Genomic DNA, 15,641 nt, shown 5'->3' with positions numbered 1-15,641 from the left:
CCCGCACCGGGGACGGCCCACTGCCTCAACGGTACATTGCGGGACCGCTATTCCCGAGTCGCGCCGCGACCTCGGAGGCCAATCCCATGAGCTGGTTGGCCGCGTCGGCCTGCGCCAACCGCACGGAACCGGCGTAATCGGCGATGGACAGGGCCGACATGATGCCCGACGAGCGCACCGCGGAGTTTTCCAGCCCGACCTGGCCGGCCAGCACGATCACCGGGATTCCCAGCGGACCGGCCGATTCCGCGAGGCAGCCGACCACCTTCCCGTGCAGGGACTGCTCGTCGAAGCGGCCCTCACCGGTGACGATCATGTCCGCCGTCTCGAGGTCGTCGGCCAGGTGGGTGTGCTCGGCGATGATTTCCGCGCCCAATTCGCACCGGCCGCCCAGCGCCAGCAGCCCGGCGCCCAGACCACCGGCGGCGCCCGCGCCCGGCTCCGAGCTGACGTCCCGTCCGGCCGCGGCTTCCAGTTCGATCGCCCACGCCTCGAGGCGGACCTCGAGCGCGGCGACGGTGGTGGTGTCCGCGCCTTTCTGCGGCCCGAACACCCTGGCCGCCCCCCACGGGCCCAGCATCGGGTACTCGGTGTCGGTGGCCGCGATCAGGTCCACGTTGGTCATCGCGCGCTGGGCCTCTTTCAGCCCGCCGAGCTGGGCGATCATCCCCTTGCCGCCGTCGGTACACGCGCTGCCGCCCAGTCCGACCACGATCCGGCGGGCCCCGGCCCGCAGCGCCTCGGCGATGAGCTGCCCGACGCCGCTGCTGTCGGCCGTCAGCGCGGTTTCTGGGGTGGGAGGACCGTCGAGCAGGGCGAGGCCGCACGCCTGCGCACACTCCAGATAGGCGGTCTTCGAGCGGCGGTCGAACACCCAATCGGCCTCCACCGCGGTGCTCAGCGGCCCACACACCGTCACCCGCCGCCGCTGTCCCAGCCGGCCGGCCAGCACCTCGATGAAGCCCGGGCCGCCGTCCGACTGCGGGGCGACGATGAACCGATCGCCGGGACGCGAGCGCGTCCAGCCGGTCGCGATGGCGGCCGCGGCCTGCACGGCGGACAAGCTGTCCCCATAGCAATCCGGGGCGACCAAAACCTGCATGGCCGGCAGCCGCAGACGGCCGGGTGCGAGGCCATCATCCGAGGCCATCGTGCCGTCGTCCATCACAGGTAGCCATTCATCACAGTCAAGCGTAGGTGCAAGCGCCGCGCTGGCGCATGGCCGATAACCACGCGTTCCGGGGCCATGACCGGGTGATCCCCCCGGGAAGTAACCTTGGCACTGTGAAGCTGATGGGCCGCAAGAAGGGCCAGGACGACGACCTCGAAGGGTCCGCCGGGGTGACCGCGGACATCGATGCAGCCACTTCGGCGGACACCGGGTCGCGCCGGACCGGCCCCAAGGGTCGGCCCACGCCCAAGCGCAGCGAGGCCCGGCGCAACCCGAGGAAGGGCCACGTCGCACCGGCGCCCATGACCGCGGCCGAGGCGCGGGCCCGCCGGAAATCGCTGGCCGGCCCCAAACTCAGCCGCGAGGAGCGCCGGGCCGAGCGGACCGCCAGCCGCGCGCGCATGACGGACCGCCGCGAACGCATGCTGGCCGGCGACGAGGGATATCTGTTGCCGCGCGATCAGGGGCCCATCAAGCGGTACGTGCGCGACGTGGTGGACTCCCGGCGCAACCTGCTCGGCCTGTTCATGCCGGCGACGATGCTGTTGCTGTTTGCCTCGTTCGGCGTCGCGCAGCTGCAGTTCTACGCCTCCCCGGCGATGCTGGTGCTGATGGTCGTCATGGGCGTCGACGGCGTGCTGCTGGCGCGCAAGGTCAGCAAGCTGGTGGACGCCAAGTTCCCCGACAACACCGAAAGCCGTTGGAAGCTGGGCATTTACGCCGCGGGCCGGGCCTCACAGCTGCGCCGGATGCGGGCGCCGCGGCCCCAGGTCGAGCGCGGCAGCAGTGTTGATTAAGCGGCGCCCGAAAGCCGCCTGATCCCCGTGCGCACCCTGGTGCTCGGCGGGATCAGGTCCGGGAAGTCCCGCTGGGCCGAGGAGGCCATCGCCACGTCGCTGCCGCCCGGCGAGCCGGTCCGCTACCTGGCCCCCGCGCCGGCGGACGGGGCCGACGCGGACTGGGCGGACAGGGTCGCGCGGCACCGCGACCGCCGGCCCGCGCATTGGTGCACGGTCGAAACCGGCGATGTCGCAGGCCAATTGCGCCAGTCGCCGGGCACCCCGACGCTGGTCGACGACCTCGGCGGCTGGCTGACCGGCGCGCTGGACCGCAACGACGCGTGGGCCGACGGGTCGGTGGCGGCCCCCATCGAGGCGCTGCTGGCCGCGGTGGGCGCGTTCGGTTCCACGCTGGTGCTGGTCAGCCCGGAGGTCGGGCTGACCGTGGTGCCGGCCACCGCATCCGGTCGCCGGTTCGCCGACGAACTCGGCACGCTCAACCAGCGCGTCGCCGAGCTGTGCGACCGGGTGGTGCTGGTGGTGGCCGGGCAGCCGATGCAGATCAAGCCGTCGGGGACCTGATGGAATTCGCCCCGGTATCGCCGCCCGACGCGGGCGCCGCCGCCGCCGCCCGCGCCCGCCAGGACGCGCTGACCAAGCCCCGTGGCGCCCTGGGCCGCCTCGAGGACCTGTCGGTGTGGGTGGCGTCGTGCCAAGGGCGTTGTCCGCCAAAACAATTCGAGCGCGCCCGGGTGGTGGTCTTCGCGGGCGACCATGGAGTCGCGCGGGCGGGGGTGTCGGCCTACCCGCCGGAGGTCACCGCCCAGATGGTCGCCAACATCGACGGCGGCGGCGCGGCGATCAACGTGCTGGCCGGCGTCGCCGGCGCGACGGTGCGGCTGGCGGACCTGGCCGTCGACGCCGAGGCGGCTTCCGCGCGGATCGGCGCCCACAAGGTGCGCCGCGGCAGCGGCGACATCCGGACCACCGACGCGCTGTCCGACGGCGAGACGATCGCCGCGCTCGCCGCGGGCCGGGCCATCGCCGACGAGGAGGTCGACGCGGGCGCCGACCTGCTGATCGCGGGCGACATGGGGATCGGAAACAGCACCGCGGCGGCGGTTTTGGTGGCGGCGCTGACCAACGCCGAGCCGGTCGCGGCGGTTGGCTTGGGAACCGGGATCGACGACGCGGGGTGGGCGCGCAAGACCGCCGCCGTGCGCGACGCCCTGTTCCGGGCGCGGGCGGTGCTACCCGACCCTGTCGGGCTGCTGCGCTGCTGCGGCGGGGCGGATCTGGCCGCGATGGCCGGCTTTTGCGCCCAGGCGGCGGTGCGGCGCACCCCGCTGCTGCTCGACGGCGTGGCGGTGACCGCCGCGGCACTGGTCGCCGAGCGCCTGGCTCCCGGCGCGCGGCAGTGGTGGCAGGCCGGTCACCGGTCGACGGAGCCCGCCCACGAGCTGGCCCTGGCGGCCCTCGAGTTGGACCCGATCCTGGACCTGAGCATGCGGCTCGGCGAGGGAACCGGCGCGGCGGTCGCGCTGCCGGTGCTGCGCGCCGCGGTGGCCGCGCTGTGCTCCATGGCCACCTTCGAAGAAGCCGGGGTGGCCGGTGCGGCCGGGCCGGCCACCCCGCCGCCACCGTGATGCGTTCGCTGGCAACTGCTTTCGCGTTCGCAACGGTGCTACCCGTGCCGGGGAACGCCCCGATGGGCCGCGGCGCGATGACCGCGCTGCCCGTGGTCGGCGCCGCGCTCGGGACGTTGGCCGCGGGCGTGACGTGGGGTGGCGCTTGGGTTTTCGGTGCGTCCAGCCCGCTGCCCGGGTTGCTCGCGGTGGCAACGCTGCTGCTCGTCACGCGCGGGCTGCACATCGACGGGGTCGCCGACACGGCCGACGGGCTGGGGTGCTACGGCCCGCCCCAGCGCGCGCTGGCGGTGATGCGCGACGGGTCGACCGGGCCGTTCGGTGTGGCGGCCGTGGTGCTGGTCATCCTGCTGCAGGGGCTGGCCTTCTCGGCGCTACGACCGGCGGCCATCGTGCTGGCGGTCGTCGCCGGCCGGGTCGCGGCCGTGCTGGCGTGCCGGCGGTCGGTGCCGGCGGCCGAGGGCAGCGCGCTGGGGGCCCGGGTCGCCGGGAGCCAGCCGGCGCCCGTGCTGGCGGCCTGGCTCGCCGCGCTGCTCGCCGTCTCGCTGCTGGCGGGTTCGCGGCCGTGGCAGGGGCCGGTCGCGGTGCTGGTCGCGGTGGGCTGCGGCGCCGCGCTGGTGGGGCATTGCGTGCGCCGGTTCGGCGGCATCACCGGTGACGTGCTGGGCGCCGCGATCGAACTCACCACGACGGTGGCCGCGGTGGCGCTGGCCGCGATGCACGGCTGAGCGTGACGTTGCAGTCACGCTGGGCCCCGAACGTGACTGCAGCGTCACGGCGGGTGCAATGCGGGCCCTAGCCCAGCCGGGCCATCCAGCCGTGCGTATCGGCGAAGGTGCCCCGCTGGATTCCGGTCAGCGTGTCGCGCAGCGCCATCGTCACCTCGCCCGGTTGCCCGTCGGCGATGGTGAATTCGTTGTCGCCGTACTTCACCCGCGAGACCGGGGTGATGACGGCCGCGGTGCCGCAGGCGAACACCTCGGTGATCTCACCGGCGGCGGCCTTCTTCTGCCACTCGTCGATGTCGATCCGGCGCTCCTCGACGGAGAACCCGGCGTCAATGGCCAACTGCAGCAACGAGTCCCGGGTGATTCCGGGCAGCAGCGAGCCGGACAGCTCCGGGGTGACCAGCCGCGCCGATCCGCCGCTGCCGAACACGAAGAACAGGTTCATCCCGCCCATCTCTTCGATGAAGCGGCGCTCGACCGCGTCCAGCCAGACCACTTGGTCGCAATCGTTTTCGGCGGCCTCGGCCTGGGCCAGCAGCGAGGCGGCGTAGTTCCCACCGAACTTGGCCGCCCCGGTGCCGCCGGGGCTGGCCCGCACGTATTCCGTCGACACCCACACCGTCACGGGGCTGATACCGCCCTTGAAGTACGCGCCGGCCGGCGAGGCGATCAGCAGGTAGCGGTACTGCTTGGCGGGACGCACGCCCAGCCCCGGCTCGGTCGCGAAGATGAACGGCCGCAGGTACAGCGCCTCCTCGCCGCCGGTCCGCGGCACCCAGGTCCTGTCGACCGCGACGAGCTGGCAAAGGGATTCGACGAAGAGGCTCTCGGGCAGCTCGGGAATGGCCAGCCGCCGCGCCGACGAACGCATCCTGGCCGCGTTGGCCTCCGCGCGAAACGACACGATCGAATCGTCGGCCCAGCGGTATGCCTTGAGCCCCTCGAAGACCTCCTGCGCGTAGTGCAGCACGATCGCCGAGGGGTCCAATTCGATCGGGCCGTACGGGATGACGCGCGCGTTGTGCCAACCCCGGCCCTCGTCGTAGTCGATCGACACCATGTGGTCGGTGAAGTATTTGCCGAAACCCGGCTCCGCCAGGATCGATTCACGTTCCGAGTCGGTCGCGGGATTAGACGCGCGTAGAACCGTGAACTCGAGCGAGCCGCTGGTCATGCGGCCGATTCTATATCCGCGCGCCAATGGGTTTTTCTCACGTGAACCCCTGGGCGCTAACGCGTTTTCACGGCGACGAAGGGCGGGCGCACGACCTCGCACTCGACCGCGCGGCCGCGGACGTCGACCTTGATGCGCTGACCGTCGTCGATGCCGGCGTCCGTGTCGATCAACGCCAGCCCGATGCCGGCCTGCAGCGTCGGCGAGAACGTCCCGGAGGTCGTGACCCCGACCGGGGCGTCCCCGGCCAGGACGGTCAGGCCGGGTCGCAGCACCCCGCGCCCGACCATCCGCAGCCCGCGCAGCAGCCGCCGCGGTCCGGCTTCCCTCTCGGCCAATAGCGCGTCGCGGCCGAAGAACGCGTCCTTCTTCCAGCCGACGGCCCAGCCGCAGCGGGCCTGCAGCGGCGAGATGTCGAGCGAAAGTTCGTGCCCGTGCAGCGGATAGCCCATCTCGGTGCGCAGCGTGTCGCGGGCGCCGAGGCCGGCCGGCTCTCCCCCGGCGGCCCTCACCGCCGCGAGCAGCGCGTCGAACACCACACCCGCGGAATCCCAGGGCGGCAGCAGCTCGTAGCCGTGCTCGCCCGTGTAGCCGGTGCGGCAGACGCGGACCGGCACCCCCGAGTAGGTGGCATCGGCGTAACCCATGTAATCCATGTCGGTCGGCAGGCCCAGCTCGCCGAGCACGTCGGCCGATCGCGGGCCCTGCACGGCCAGCACCGCATACGAGCGATGTTCGTTGGTGATGGTCAGCCCCGGCCCCGAACCGGCCTCGGCGGCCGCCCGCAGCGCGTCGACCACCGCGGCGGTGTTGGCGGCGTTGGGCACCAGGAAGATCTCGTCGTCGCTGACGTAGTAGGCGATCAGGTCGTCGACGACGCCGCCGGATTCGGTGCAGCACAGGGTGTATTGCGCCTGGCCCGGGCCGATGCGGCCCAGGTCGTTGGTGAGCGCGGAGTTGACGAACGCGGCGGCGCCCGGCCCGCGCACCAGCGCCTTGCCGAGGTGGCTGACGTCGAACAGGCCGACCGCGTTGCGGGTGGCGTTGTGTTCGCTGACGGTGCCGGCGTAGGACACCGGCATCGACCAGCCGCTGAACTCGGCGAAGTTTGCGCCCAGGTCGCGATGGCGGTCGTCCAGCGGTCCGTGCTGCAGCTCCGTCACGATGCCTTACCCTAATCGGCTTCGCCGCTGGCACACTTGGGCAGGTGTCCGATCCGCTGGACTTCGACGAGTTCGAGGCCGCGGGCGTCGCGAACGCCCGCGAGCGAGCCGACCTGATCAAGTACCTGGACGGACTCGGGTTCACCGTCGAGGACATGGCCGAGGCCGAACGCCGCGGGCGGCTGTTCGGGCTGGCCGGCGACGTGCTGGCGTGGACTGGCCGGCCGGTCTACACGATCCAGTCCGCCGCCGCGCAACTCGGCCTGCCCGCCGACGACGTGGCGCGCGCGTGGGCTTCGCTCGGCCTGACCGTCGCCGGCCCCGACGCCCCCGCGCTCAGCCAGGCCGACGTCGATGCGCTCTCGACGTGGGTGGGGCTCAGGGCGGTGGTCGGCGAGGACGGGGCGCTCGGCATGCTGCGGGTGCTCGGCGCCGCCATGGCCCGGCTGGCGGAGGCCGAGTCGTCGGTGCTCCGGGCCGGGACGCCGGACATCCAGATGAACTACACCCACGACGAGCTCGCCACGGCGCAGGCGTACCGGTCGGTCGCCGAGTTCGTGCCCCGCATCGGGGCCCTGATCGACGTCGTGCACCGCCACCACCTGACCAGCGCGCGCACGTACTTCGAGGGCGTGCTGCGCGACACGTCGGCGAGCGTGGTATGCGGCATCGGTTTTGCCGACCTGTCCAATTTCACCGCGTTGACCCAGGCCCTGACGCCGGCGCAATTGTCGGACTTGCTCACCGAGTTCGGTGCCACCGTCGCCGACGTGGTGCACGCCGACGGCGGCCGGGTGGTGAAGTTCATCGGCGACGCCGTGATGTGGGTGTGCTCGTCGCCCGAGCGGCTCGCGCGGGCGGCGGTCGATCTCGTCGACCATCCGCGGGCGCGCGAGGCGGGCCTGGGCGTGCGCGCCGGCCTCGGATACGGCGCGGTGCTGGCCATCAACGGCGACTACTTCGGCATCCCGGTGAACCTGGCCGCCCGCCTGGTGGGCTCGGCGGCACCAGGGCAGATCCTGGCCTCCTCCGAGCTTCGCGACGAGTTACCCGACTGGCCCGGGGTCCCCCACGGCCCGTTGACGCTCAAGGGTTTTGACCACCCGGTGGCCGCCTTCGAACTGCACGGCCGGGACGGCCCAAGCGACCCCCGGCCCGGGTGACTAGGGTGGTTTGCCGTGAGCACCGAACCGGCCTACCAAGCACCCACCGTCAACGTCGCCACCTCGCTGCCCAAACGCAACGTGGGTTCGGCGGTATTGGTGGTTCCGGTCGTCTCGGCCGGCGACGAGGACAAGCCGGGCGCGGTCGTCTCGGCGGCCGGGCCGTTCCTGTCCGCCGACGCGGTCGCCGAGATCGAATCCGGCCTGAAGGCGCTCGAGGCCACCGGCGGCAGCGAGCAGGTGCACCGGCTGGTGGTGGCGTCGCTGCCGGTGGCCAGCGTGCTGACGATCGGGCTGGGCAAGCCGCGCCCCGAATGGCCGGCCGACGTGATCCGTCGCGCCGCGGGTGTGGCGGCGCGCTTGCTGGGCGGGGCCGAGGCGGTGCTGACCACGTTGACCCAGTTGCCCGGCGACGACGTGTGCTCGGCCGCCGTGGAGGGGCTGATCCTGGGCAGCTACCGCTTCACCGAGTTCCGCAGCGACAAGACCGCGCCGAAAGACAACGGGCTGCGCAAGATCACCGTGTTGTCCACCTCCAAGGACGCCAAGAAGGACAGCGCGCACGGGGCGGCCGTCGCGACCGCGGTCGCCACCGCGCGCGACCTGGTCAACACGCCGCCCAGTCACCTGTTTCCGGCCGAATTCGCCAAGCGCGCAAAGGCTTTGGGTGAATCGGTGGGCCTCGAGGTGGAGGTGCTCGACGACAAGGCGCTGCAGAAGGCGGGCTACGGCGGGGTGATCGGGGTCGGTCAGGGCTCGTCGCGCCCGCCGCGGCTGGTGCGGCTCACCCATCGCGGCTCCAAGCTCGCCAAGAAACCCAAGCAGGCTAAAAAGGTGGCTCTGGTGGGCAAGGGCGTCACGTTCGACACCGGCGGCATCTCGATCAAGCCGGCGGCGTCGATGCACTACATGACCTCGGACATGGGTGGCGCGGCCGCGGTCATCGCGACCGTCGCGCTGGCCGCGCAGCGGCAACTGCCGATCGATGTGATCGCCACGGTGCCGATGGCCGAGAACATGCCGTCGGCGACGGCCCAGCGCCCGGGCGACGTGCTGACCCAGTACGGCGGAACCACCGTGGAGGTGCAGAACACGGACGCCGAGGGCCGGCTGATCCTGGCCGACGCCATCGTGCGGGCGTGCGAGGACGACCCGGACTACCTGATCGAGACGTCGACGCTGACCGGCGCGCAGACGGTGGCGCTGGGAGCCCGCATCCCCGGCGTGATGGGCAGCGACGAGTTCCGCGACCGGGTGGCGGCGATCTCGCAGCGGGTGGGCGAGAACGGCTGGCCGATGCCGCTGCCCGACGAGCTGAAGGACGACCTGAAGTCCACGGTGGCCGACCTGTCCAACATCAGTGGGCAGCGCTTCGCCGGGATGCTGGTGGCGGGGGTGTTCCTGCGCGAGTTCGTCGCCGACGGGGTGGGCTGGGCACACATCGACGTGGCCGGCCCGGCGTACAACACCGGCAGCCCGTGGGGGTACACGCCCAAGGGCGGCACCGGCGTGCCGACCCGCACCATGTTCGCCGTGCTCGAGGACATCGCCGAGAACGGCTAGTTCGTCAGCAACGAGAAGACGGCCCGCCTGACCCGGCGGCGCGGCCAGCCCGTCACTCCCCCGGCGGCCAGCGCGGCGTTGGCCGCGTTGCGGCCGCACGCGCCGTGCACGGACCCGCCCGGGGTGGCCGACGCGCTGCCCAGATACAGGCCCTCGACCGGGGTTTCGGCGCGGCCCATCCCGGGCGCGGGACGAAAGATCAGCATCTGCTGCAGCTGCGCGGTGCCGCCGTTCAGGGCGCCCAGGTGCAGGTTGGCGTCGCTGGCCTCCAGGTCCGACGGGCGTTGCACGAACCGGTCGATCACCGCCGCGCCGAAGCCCGGGGCGTGCTCTTCGATCACCTGATCCATCGACTTCGCGAGCCGCTCGGCGGCGGCGTCATCGGCCACGTCGCGCGGCAAATGCGTATAGGCCCATACGCTTTCGGTTCCCTCCGGCGATCGGCTCGGATCCGCCGTGGTGGTCTGGCCCAACAGCAGGAACGGATGCTCGGGCACCACCCGGGTGTTCAGGTCGGCCATCCAGCGCACCAGCCCGTCGCCGTCGGCCCCGAGGTGGACGGTGCCCACGTCCCGCAGGTTCTCCGATCGCCACGGAACGGGGCCGTCGAGCGCGTAGTTGACCTTCACCACCGGCGGGTCCCAGCCGTAGTGCTCGAGCTCGCGGCGCAACCCGGCCGGGACCGCGTCCGCGGGCAGCATGTCGCAAAAAAGCCGCGGCGCGGTCACGTCGGCCACGACCGCCCGGCGGGCCCGAACCGTCCGGCCTCCGGCGGTGCTCACTCCCACCGCCCGCCCGCCGCGCACCTGGATGCGGGAAACGTTCTGGTTGCACTCGATTCGCGCGCCGGCCGAGCCGGCCCGCCGCACCAGCGCCGCCGTCAGCTGGCCCGAACCGCCGACGGGCACCGGCCAGCCGCCGTCCTGGGCGAGCATCGTCATCAGGAAACCCATCGCGCCGCTGACGGGAGCGTCCGGCGGCACGTCCGCGTGCATCGCGTTGCCCAGCAACAGGGTCCGCGGCGCGTCGCCGTCGAACAGCCGGCCCGCCATGGTGTTGGCGGGCTGGATCAACAGGCGGGCGAGCCGCACCGCGTCGGCGGTGCCCAGTTTCAGCAGCAGCCGCAGCATCGGCCGCACCGGCGGAAACGGCGCCAGCATCCCGTCCAGCAGCGGCGCCTTGATCTGCTGCCACAGTTCCACGGCGCGCCACCAGTTGTCGCCGTCCCCGGGTTCCCGGCGCGCCAATTCCGTTGCGGTGCGGGCGGGGTCGGGGTAGATGATGGGCGGGTCGTCGTCGGTCGCGCAGCGCGGATGACCCACCACCGCCGGCGCACGGGACCACCGCAGGCCGTGGTCCTCGAGCCGCAGCGCCGCCATCGCCGGCGAGGCCACCGTCATGGGGTAGAACGAGCTGAACAGGTCGGTGATGTAACCCGGTGTCAGTTCGGCGCTGCGCACCGCGCCACCCGGTTCCGGCTGGGCCTCCAGCACCAGCACGTCCCAACCGGCGTCGGCCAGCATCGACGCCGCCACCAGCCCGTGGTGTCCGGCGCCGATGACGACCGCGTCAGCGGTCTCGTCGGCCATGCCCTAGTCGACCTGGCTGGGCTCGAGGCGTTCGGCAAGCGCCGTCAACCGCAACAGGCATTCCCGGTTGCGCGGGTAGACCGCGGCCAGGACCAGCCGGTCGGGCAGGAGCCGGAGCGGCCCGGAGGCCGGTGTCTCGACCATATCGATGCGACAGCCGTCCGGAATATCGGTGAGCCGCAACGTTATTCGCGCGGAGCCGAGCGATCCGAGACCCGCGCGCAGCACGAGTTCCTCACCGGGCGTGCAGCTTTCGACCACCGTTTCGTCGCTGATCACCAGCGGCCATACCCCGACCGAGTGCTTGATCGCGGAGCCGGGCTGCGGCCAATTCGAGTCGACGGCGCGGGTGCGGCTGTTACCCACCACCCACTGCGCATACGTCCATCCGTCGCTCATCGCATCCCAGATCTGCTGGCGCGACGCCCGCACCTCGCGGGTGGTCGCCATCTTTCGAGTCGCCGTCATTGAAGGTCCTTTCACACGGCAGTGATGCCTACGGGTACCCCGGTCGGCGGGAACCATGCGCCGCCTCGGTGCACGCCCGAGAGCGCCGGTCGGTTTAGCGGCGGCGGCCAGTGGTTACTAAGCCGTTACAACACTCGCGTTCGACGGGAGACTAATAGTGACTGTGCGACGGATCATCATCGCAGTGGGCGCCGTGCTTTTGCTGGCCGGGATCATCGGGCTGCTGGTACCGGTGTCCGTGTCGGACGGCAACGGCAATTCCGTCTCATGCGGGAACGGGATCGCGGTGGACTTGTCCAGCGCCCGCAATGCCAACGACAAGAACGGCGCCAACATCCCCATCCTGAACCAGGTCCTCCCGCACACCGACTACGTGGCCCAATGCCAGTCGTCGGTGAACGGCCGGCGCAGCTGGACCATCCCGCTGGCCGTCATCGGGGTCGTCGCGATCGGCGCCGCGCTGCTGGTGCGACGACCGTCGGGGTCCCGAACGGTCTAGATCACCCGCACCCGCGCGGCGTTGCGCAACGCCTGCGGCGCCACGCGGGAAAGGCCGTACACCGCATAGGCTTCCGGCGCGACGGGCCGAATCGGCTTTTTCTTTTCGACCGACGACAGGATCGCCTTGGCGACCTTTTCCGGCCCGTAGTGGCGCAGCGCGAAGAGGCGCCCGAGCTGGCCCCGCCGGCCGTCGACGTTGCCGTCCTTGCCGACCGGGGCGCTGAAGCGGGTGGTGCTGATGATGTTGGTGTTGATGACGCCGGGGCAGATCGTCGTCACCCCGACCCCGGCCGCGTCCAGTTCGGCCCGCAGGCAGTCGGAAAACATGTAGTTCGCGGCCTTCGAGGTGCAGTAGGCGATCAGCGACTGCTGCGGGGCGTAGGCGGCCATCGACGCGACGTTGACGATGTAGCCGCCGGTGCCGCGCTCGACCAGGCGGCGGCCGAACGACCGGCAGCCGTTGACCACGCCGCCCAGGTTGATCTCGAGCACCCGGTCGAACTCCTCGACCGGGGTGTCCAGGAAACATCCCGCCTGCCCGATGCCGGCGTTGTTGACGACGATGTCGGGCACGCCGTGCGCGGCGCTGACCCGCTCGGCGAACGCCTCGACCGCGCCGGCGTCGGACACGTCGAGCACGTACGCGTGGGCGACGCCGCCGCGCGCCGTGATCTCGGCGGCGGTCTCCTTGACGGTGGCCTCGTCGATGTCGCTGACCACCAGCTCGGCGCCCGCCCGGGCGAAGGCGAACGCGGTCTCGCGCCCGATGCCGCTGCCCGCGCCGGTGACCGCCACCAGGGTGTCGCCGAAGCGCCCGCGGGGGCGTCCGACCTGCGCGCGCAGCATCGCCCGGCCCGGCTGTTTGCCGTCGGCCAGGTCGGCGAAGTCGTGCACCGCGGCCGCCATCACCTGCGGGTGTGACATCGGCGAGAAGTGGCCAGCCCTGATGTCGCGGCGCCACAGTCGCGGCACCCAGCGCGCCGTGTCGTCGAAGCCGTAGGGCCGGACGTACTTGTCCCGCGTGTTGACGATGAGCTGCACCGGCACGTCGACCATGTGCAGCTCCCGCTTGCGGGAGAACGACCGAAAGTAGTTGGCGGGATAGGTTTTCACCGAATGTGCGGCGTCGGCGGCCAGCTTGGCGGAGTGATGGATCTTGTCGTCGGGAATGTTGTCGACGGCGTTGCGCCGCAGCGCGGGGATCGACAACAACAGCCGCAGGCACAGCGGCGCCAGCACCGGGATCGAGAAGAACACCATGTAGGTCAGCCGCAGCGCCTGGCTGATGGCCCGCACAAAGCGCCGGGGGCGCCAGGGCCGCCGCAGCCCGCCGAAGATGTACTCGACCAGCTGGTCCTGGCTGGGGCCGGACACCGACGTGAACGAGGCGACCCGGTCGCCGGCGCCCGGGCGCTTCAGGTACTCCCAGATGCCGACCGAGCCCCAGTCGTGGGCCAGGACGTGCACCGGCGCACCCGGGCTGAGCTCGCCGATCACCGCGGCGAAATCGTCGGCGAACCGGGCCATGGTGTAGGCGGAAACCGGCTTGGGCGCCGCCGACATGCCGACGCCCCGGTTGTCGTAGCGGATCACGCGGAACCGCTCGGCCAGCAGCGGCACCACGCCGTCCCACAGCACGTGGGAATCGGGGAAGCCGTGCACCAGCACGACGGTCGGGCCCTCCCGGTTGCCCTCCTCGTAGACGGCGATCCGCGTGCCGTCCGCGCTGTCGACGAACCGCTGGGGCACCTCTTGTATTGCCGGCACCGGACCTCCCCGCTTTGACTACGTCGCCACACCGTAGCAAGGGTGTTCGGGCCGCCCGGGCAGCCGCGCGGCCCGCGCCCTGGATGTGTGCCGAGGAATGCGCAGTGACAGGATAGTTTTGGATAGCTACTTCGGTTCTTCCAAGCGAGACGTACGACCAGCCCCGACCCACGAGCGATCGAGGAGTCAGAAACGATGGCCTTCTCCGTCCAGATGCCGGCACTCGGTGAGAGCGTCACCGAGGGGACGGTCACGCGCTGGCTCAAGCAGGAAGGCGACACGGTCGAACTCGACGAGCCGCTCGTCGAGGTGTCGACCGACAAGGTCGACACCGAGATTCCCTCGCCGGCCGCGGGCGTACTGACCAAGATCGTCGCCCAGGAGGACGACACCGTCGAGGTCGGTGGCGAACTCGCCGTCATCGGCGACGCGGGCGAGCAGCCCCAGGCCCAGCCCGCGGCGCCCAGCCAGCCCGAACCCGAGCCCGAGCCGCAGCCCCGAGCCGAGGCTCAACCCGAGCCGGAGCCCGAACCGCAGCCCGCGGCGCCGGCCCCGGCCGAGTCGGGGGCCGGCGCTTCCGGCGACTCCAAGCCGGTGCTGATGCCCGAGCTCGGCGAGTCGGTGGCCGAGGGCACCGTGACCCGCTGGCTGAAGAAGGTCGGCGATTCGGTTCAGGTCGACGAGCCGCTGGTGGAGGTGTCCACCGACAAGGTGGATACCGAAATCCCCTCCCCGGTGGCCGGCGTGCTCGTCAGCATCACCGCCGAGGAGGACGCGACCGTGCCGGTCGGCGGCGAGTTGGCGCGGATCGGCTCGAGCGCGGAGGCATCCGGTGCGAGCGCCCCGCCGGCCCCGCCCGCGCCCAAGCCGGAGCCAAAAGCCGGGGCCGGCGCCGAAACCGCAACCGGCCCCGGCCCCGGCCGCCGCGGAATCCGGCGGCCCGGGCACCGACGGCGCGCCGTACGTGACACCGCTGGTGCGAAAGCTGGCCAACGAAAACAACATCGACCTCGCCGAGGTCACGGGCACCGGCGTCGGCGGCCGCATCCGCAAGCAGGACGTACTCGCCGCCGCCCAGAAGAGACAAGAAGCCAAGGCGGCGCCCGCGCCCGCGCAGGCCCCCGCCGCCGCGCCCGCCGCACAGCCGGCCAAGGCGGCTCCCGCCGCCGCGGCCGCCCCGGCGCCCGCGCTGGCGCACCTGCGTGGCACCACGCAGAAGGCCAGCCGGATCCGCCAGATCACCGCGGCCAAGACCCGCGAGTCCCTGCAGGCCACGGCCCAGCTCACCCAGACCCACGAGGTCGACATGACCAAGATCGTCGGGCTGCGGGCCAGGGCCAAGTCGGCGTTCGCCGAGCGCGAGGGCGTGAACCTGACCTACCTGCCGTTCATCGCCCGGGCCGTGATCGACGCCCTGAAGATCCACCCGAACATCAACGCCAGCTACAACGAGGACACCAAGGAGATCACCTACTACGACGCCGAACACCTGGGCTTCGCCGTCGACACCGAGCAGGGGCTGCTGTCCCCCGTCGTCCACAACGCCGGCGACCTGTCGCTGGCGGGCCTAGCCAGGGCGATCGCCGACATCGCCGACCGCGCCCGCTCGGGCAACCTCAAGCCCGACGAGTTGTCCGGCGGCACCTTCACCATCACCAACATCGGCAGCCAGGGCGCGTTGTTCGACACCCCGATCCTGGTTCCGCCGCAGGCCGCGATGCTGGGCACCGGCGCGATCGTCAAGCGGCCGCGGGTGATCGTGGACGAGTTCGGCAACGAGTCGATCGGCGTCCGCTCGGTGTGCTATCTCCCGCTGACCTATGACCATCGGCTGATCGACGGCGCCGATGCCGGGCGTTTCCTCACCACGATCAAGCACCGGCTCGAAGAGGCAGCGTTCGAGGCCGACCTTGGTCTATAGGAGGCTTG

General features: G+C 71.7%; 13 protein-coding genes and 1 pseudogene. 8 read left to right on the top strand and 6 right to left on the bottom strand.

Annotation, left to right across the window (positions count from 1 at the left end; all coding sequences use genetic code 11):
* Positions 1-25 precede the first annotated feature (25 nt).
* The gene (locus MTAB308_RS28135) at positions 26-1,102 is read right to left on the bottom strand and encodes a glycerate kinase family protein (protein WP_077104904.1); all 1,077 of its coding nucleotides are present in this window, start codon (positions 1,100-1,102) and stop codon (positions 26-28) included.
* Positions 1,103-1,284: 182 nt separating this feature from the next.
* On the opposite strand from MTAB308_RS28135, the gene MTAB308_RS28130 reads away from it, so the two are divergent.
* The 4 genes from MTAB308_RS28130 to MTAB308_RS28115 are packed head-to-tail and all read left to right on the top strand — an operon-like array spanning position 1,285 to position 4,324.
* Positions 1,285-1,968, top strand: a complete 684-nt coding sequence (locus MTAB308_RS28130; protein ID WP_077104172.1) for a DUF3043 domain-containing protein — start codon at positions 1,285-1,287, stop codon at positions 1,966-1,968.
* A gap of 27 nt (positions 1,969-1,995) precedes the next feature.
* Complete coding sequence (locus MTAB308_RS28125) at positions 1,996-2,532, top strand: bifunctional adenosylcobinamide kinase/adenosylcobinamide-phosphate guanylyltransferase (protein WP_077104170.1); 537 nt, start codon at positions 1,996-1,998, stop codon at positions 2,530-2,532.
* Positions 2,529-3,596: a nicotinate-nucleotide--dimethylbenzimidazole phosphoribosyltransferase gene (gene cobT, locus MTAB308_RS28120; RefSeq protein ID WP_173842285.1), complete on the top strand. Its 1,068-nt coding sequence runs from the start codon at positions 2,529-2,531 to the stop codon at positions 3,594-3,596. The genes MTAB308_RS28125 and cobT overlap by 4 nt, the downstream gene beginning before the upstream one ends.
* The gene (locus tag MTAB308_RS28115) at positions 3,593-4,324 is read left to right on the top strand and encodes an adenosylcobinamide-GDP ribazoletransferase (RefSeq protein WP_077104166.1); all 732 of its coding nucleotides are present in this window, start codon (positions 3,593-3,595) and stop codon (positions 4,322-4,324) included. The genes cobT and MTAB308_RS28115 overlap by 4 nt, the downstream gene beginning before the upstream one ends.
* A 67-nt stretch (positions 4,325-4,391) precedes the next feature.
* On the opposite strand, the gene MTAB308_RS28110 is transcribed toward MTAB308_RS28115, so the two are convergent.
* A complete protein-coding gene (locus MTAB308_RS28110; RefSeq protein WP_077104164.1) occupies positions 4,392-5,498 on the bottom strand; it encodes a branched-chain amino acid aminotransferase in 1,107 nt (368 codons plus the stop codon).
* Between the two features lie 56 nt (positions 5,499-5,554).
* Complete coding sequence (gene gcvT, locus MTAB308_RS28105; RefSeq protein ID WP_108637422.1) at positions 5,555-6,664, bottom strand: glycine cleavage system aminomethyltransferase GcvT; 1,110 nt, start codon at positions 6,662-6,664, stop codon at positions 5,555-5,557.
* Between the two features lie 41 nt (positions 6,665-6,705).
* Here gcvT and MTAB308_RS28100 point away from each other — a divergent pair, with 41 nt between their 5' ends.
* Positions 6,706-7,824, top strand: a complete 1,119-nt coding sequence (locus tag MTAB308_RS28100; RefSeq protein ID WP_077104160.1) for an adenylate/guanylate cyclase domain-containing protein — start codon at positions 6,706-6,708, stop codon at positions 7,822-7,824.
* Between the two features lie 15 nt (positions 7,825-7,839).
* Positions 7,840-9,387: a leucyl aminopeptidase gene (locus tag MTAB308_RS28095; protein WP_077104158.1), complete on the top strand. Its 1,548-nt coding sequence runs from the start codon at positions 7,840-7,842 to the stop codon at positions 9,385-9,387.
* On the opposite strand, the gene MTAB308_RS28090 is transcribed toward MTAB308_RS28095, so the two are convergent.
* On the bottom strand, positions 9,384-10,976 hold the full coding sequence (locus MTAB308_RS28090) for a phytoene desaturase family protein (protein WP_077104156.1): 1,593 nt from the start codon (positions 10,974-10,976) through the stop codon (positions 9,384-9,386). The genes MTAB308_RS28095 and MTAB308_RS28090 overlap by 4 nt on opposite strands.
* Before the next feature lie 3 nt (positions 10,977-10,979).
* Positions 10,980-11,444, bottom strand: coding sequence for an SRPBCC family protein (locus MTAB308_RS28085; protein WP_245831515.1), 465 nt, complete (start codon positions 11,442-11,444; stop codon positions 10,980-10,982).
* Between the two features lie 157 nt (positions 11,445-11,601).
* Between MTAB308_RS28085 and MTAB308_RS28080 the strand changes: the two genes are divergently transcribed.
* Positions 11,602-11,943: an aminopeptidase gene (locus tag MTAB308_RS28080; RefSeq protein ID WP_077104151.1), complete on the top strand. Its 342-nt coding sequence runs from the start codon at positions 11,602-11,604 to the stop codon at positions 11,941-11,943.
* Here MTAB308_RS28080 and MTAB308_RS28075 read toward each other — a convergent pair.
* Positions 11,940-13,712: an SDR family oxidoreductase gene (locus MTAB308_RS28075; protein WP_077104149.1), complete on the bottom strand. Its 1,773-nt coding sequence runs from the start codon at positions 13,710-13,712 to the stop codon at positions 11,940-11,942. The two genes, MTAB308_RS28080 and MTAB308_RS28075, sit on opposite strands and share 4 nt — an antisense overlap.
* A gap of 195 nt (positions 13,713-13,907) precedes the next feature.
* Between MTAB308_RS28075 and sucB the strand changes: the two are divergent.
* Positions 13,908-15,633, top strand: a pseudogene (sucB, locus tag MTAB308_RS28070) (2-oxoglutarate dehydrogenase, E2 component, dihydrolipoamide succinyltransferase).
* Positions 15,634-15,641: the final 8 nt, after the last annotated feature.

The sequence above is a fragment of the Mycobacterium terramassiliense genome, assembly GCF_900157385.1.
Classification (GTDB): Bacteria; Actinomycetota; Actinomycetes; order Mycobacteriales; family Mycobacteriaceae; genus Mycobacterium; species Mycobacterium terramassiliense.
The sequence above is the reverse complement of the archived record's forward strand: the minus strand, read 5'-3'. Positions and strand labels throughout refer to the sequence as shown.

What these genes read in the sequence shown, in the direction of transcription:
- MTAB308_RS28135 (WP_077104904.1), bottom strand. Translation starts at nt 1,102, where the DNA reads ATGCAGGTTTTGGTCGCCCCGGATTGCTATGGGGACAGCTTGTCCGCC.
- MTAB308_RS28110 (WP_077104164.1), bottom strand. Translation starts at nt 5,498, where the DNA reads ATGACCAGCGGCTCGCTCGAGTTCACGGTTCTACGCGCGTCTAATCCC.
- MTAB308_RS28090 (WP_077104156.1), bottom strand. Translation starts at nt 10,976, where the DNA reads ATGGCCGACGAGACCGCTGACGCGGTCGTCATCGGCGCCGGACACCAC.
- MTAB308_RS28085 (WP_245831515.1), bottom strand. Translation starts at nt 11,444, where the DNA reads ATGACGGCGACTCGAAAGATGGCGACCACCCGCGAGGTGCGGGCGTCG.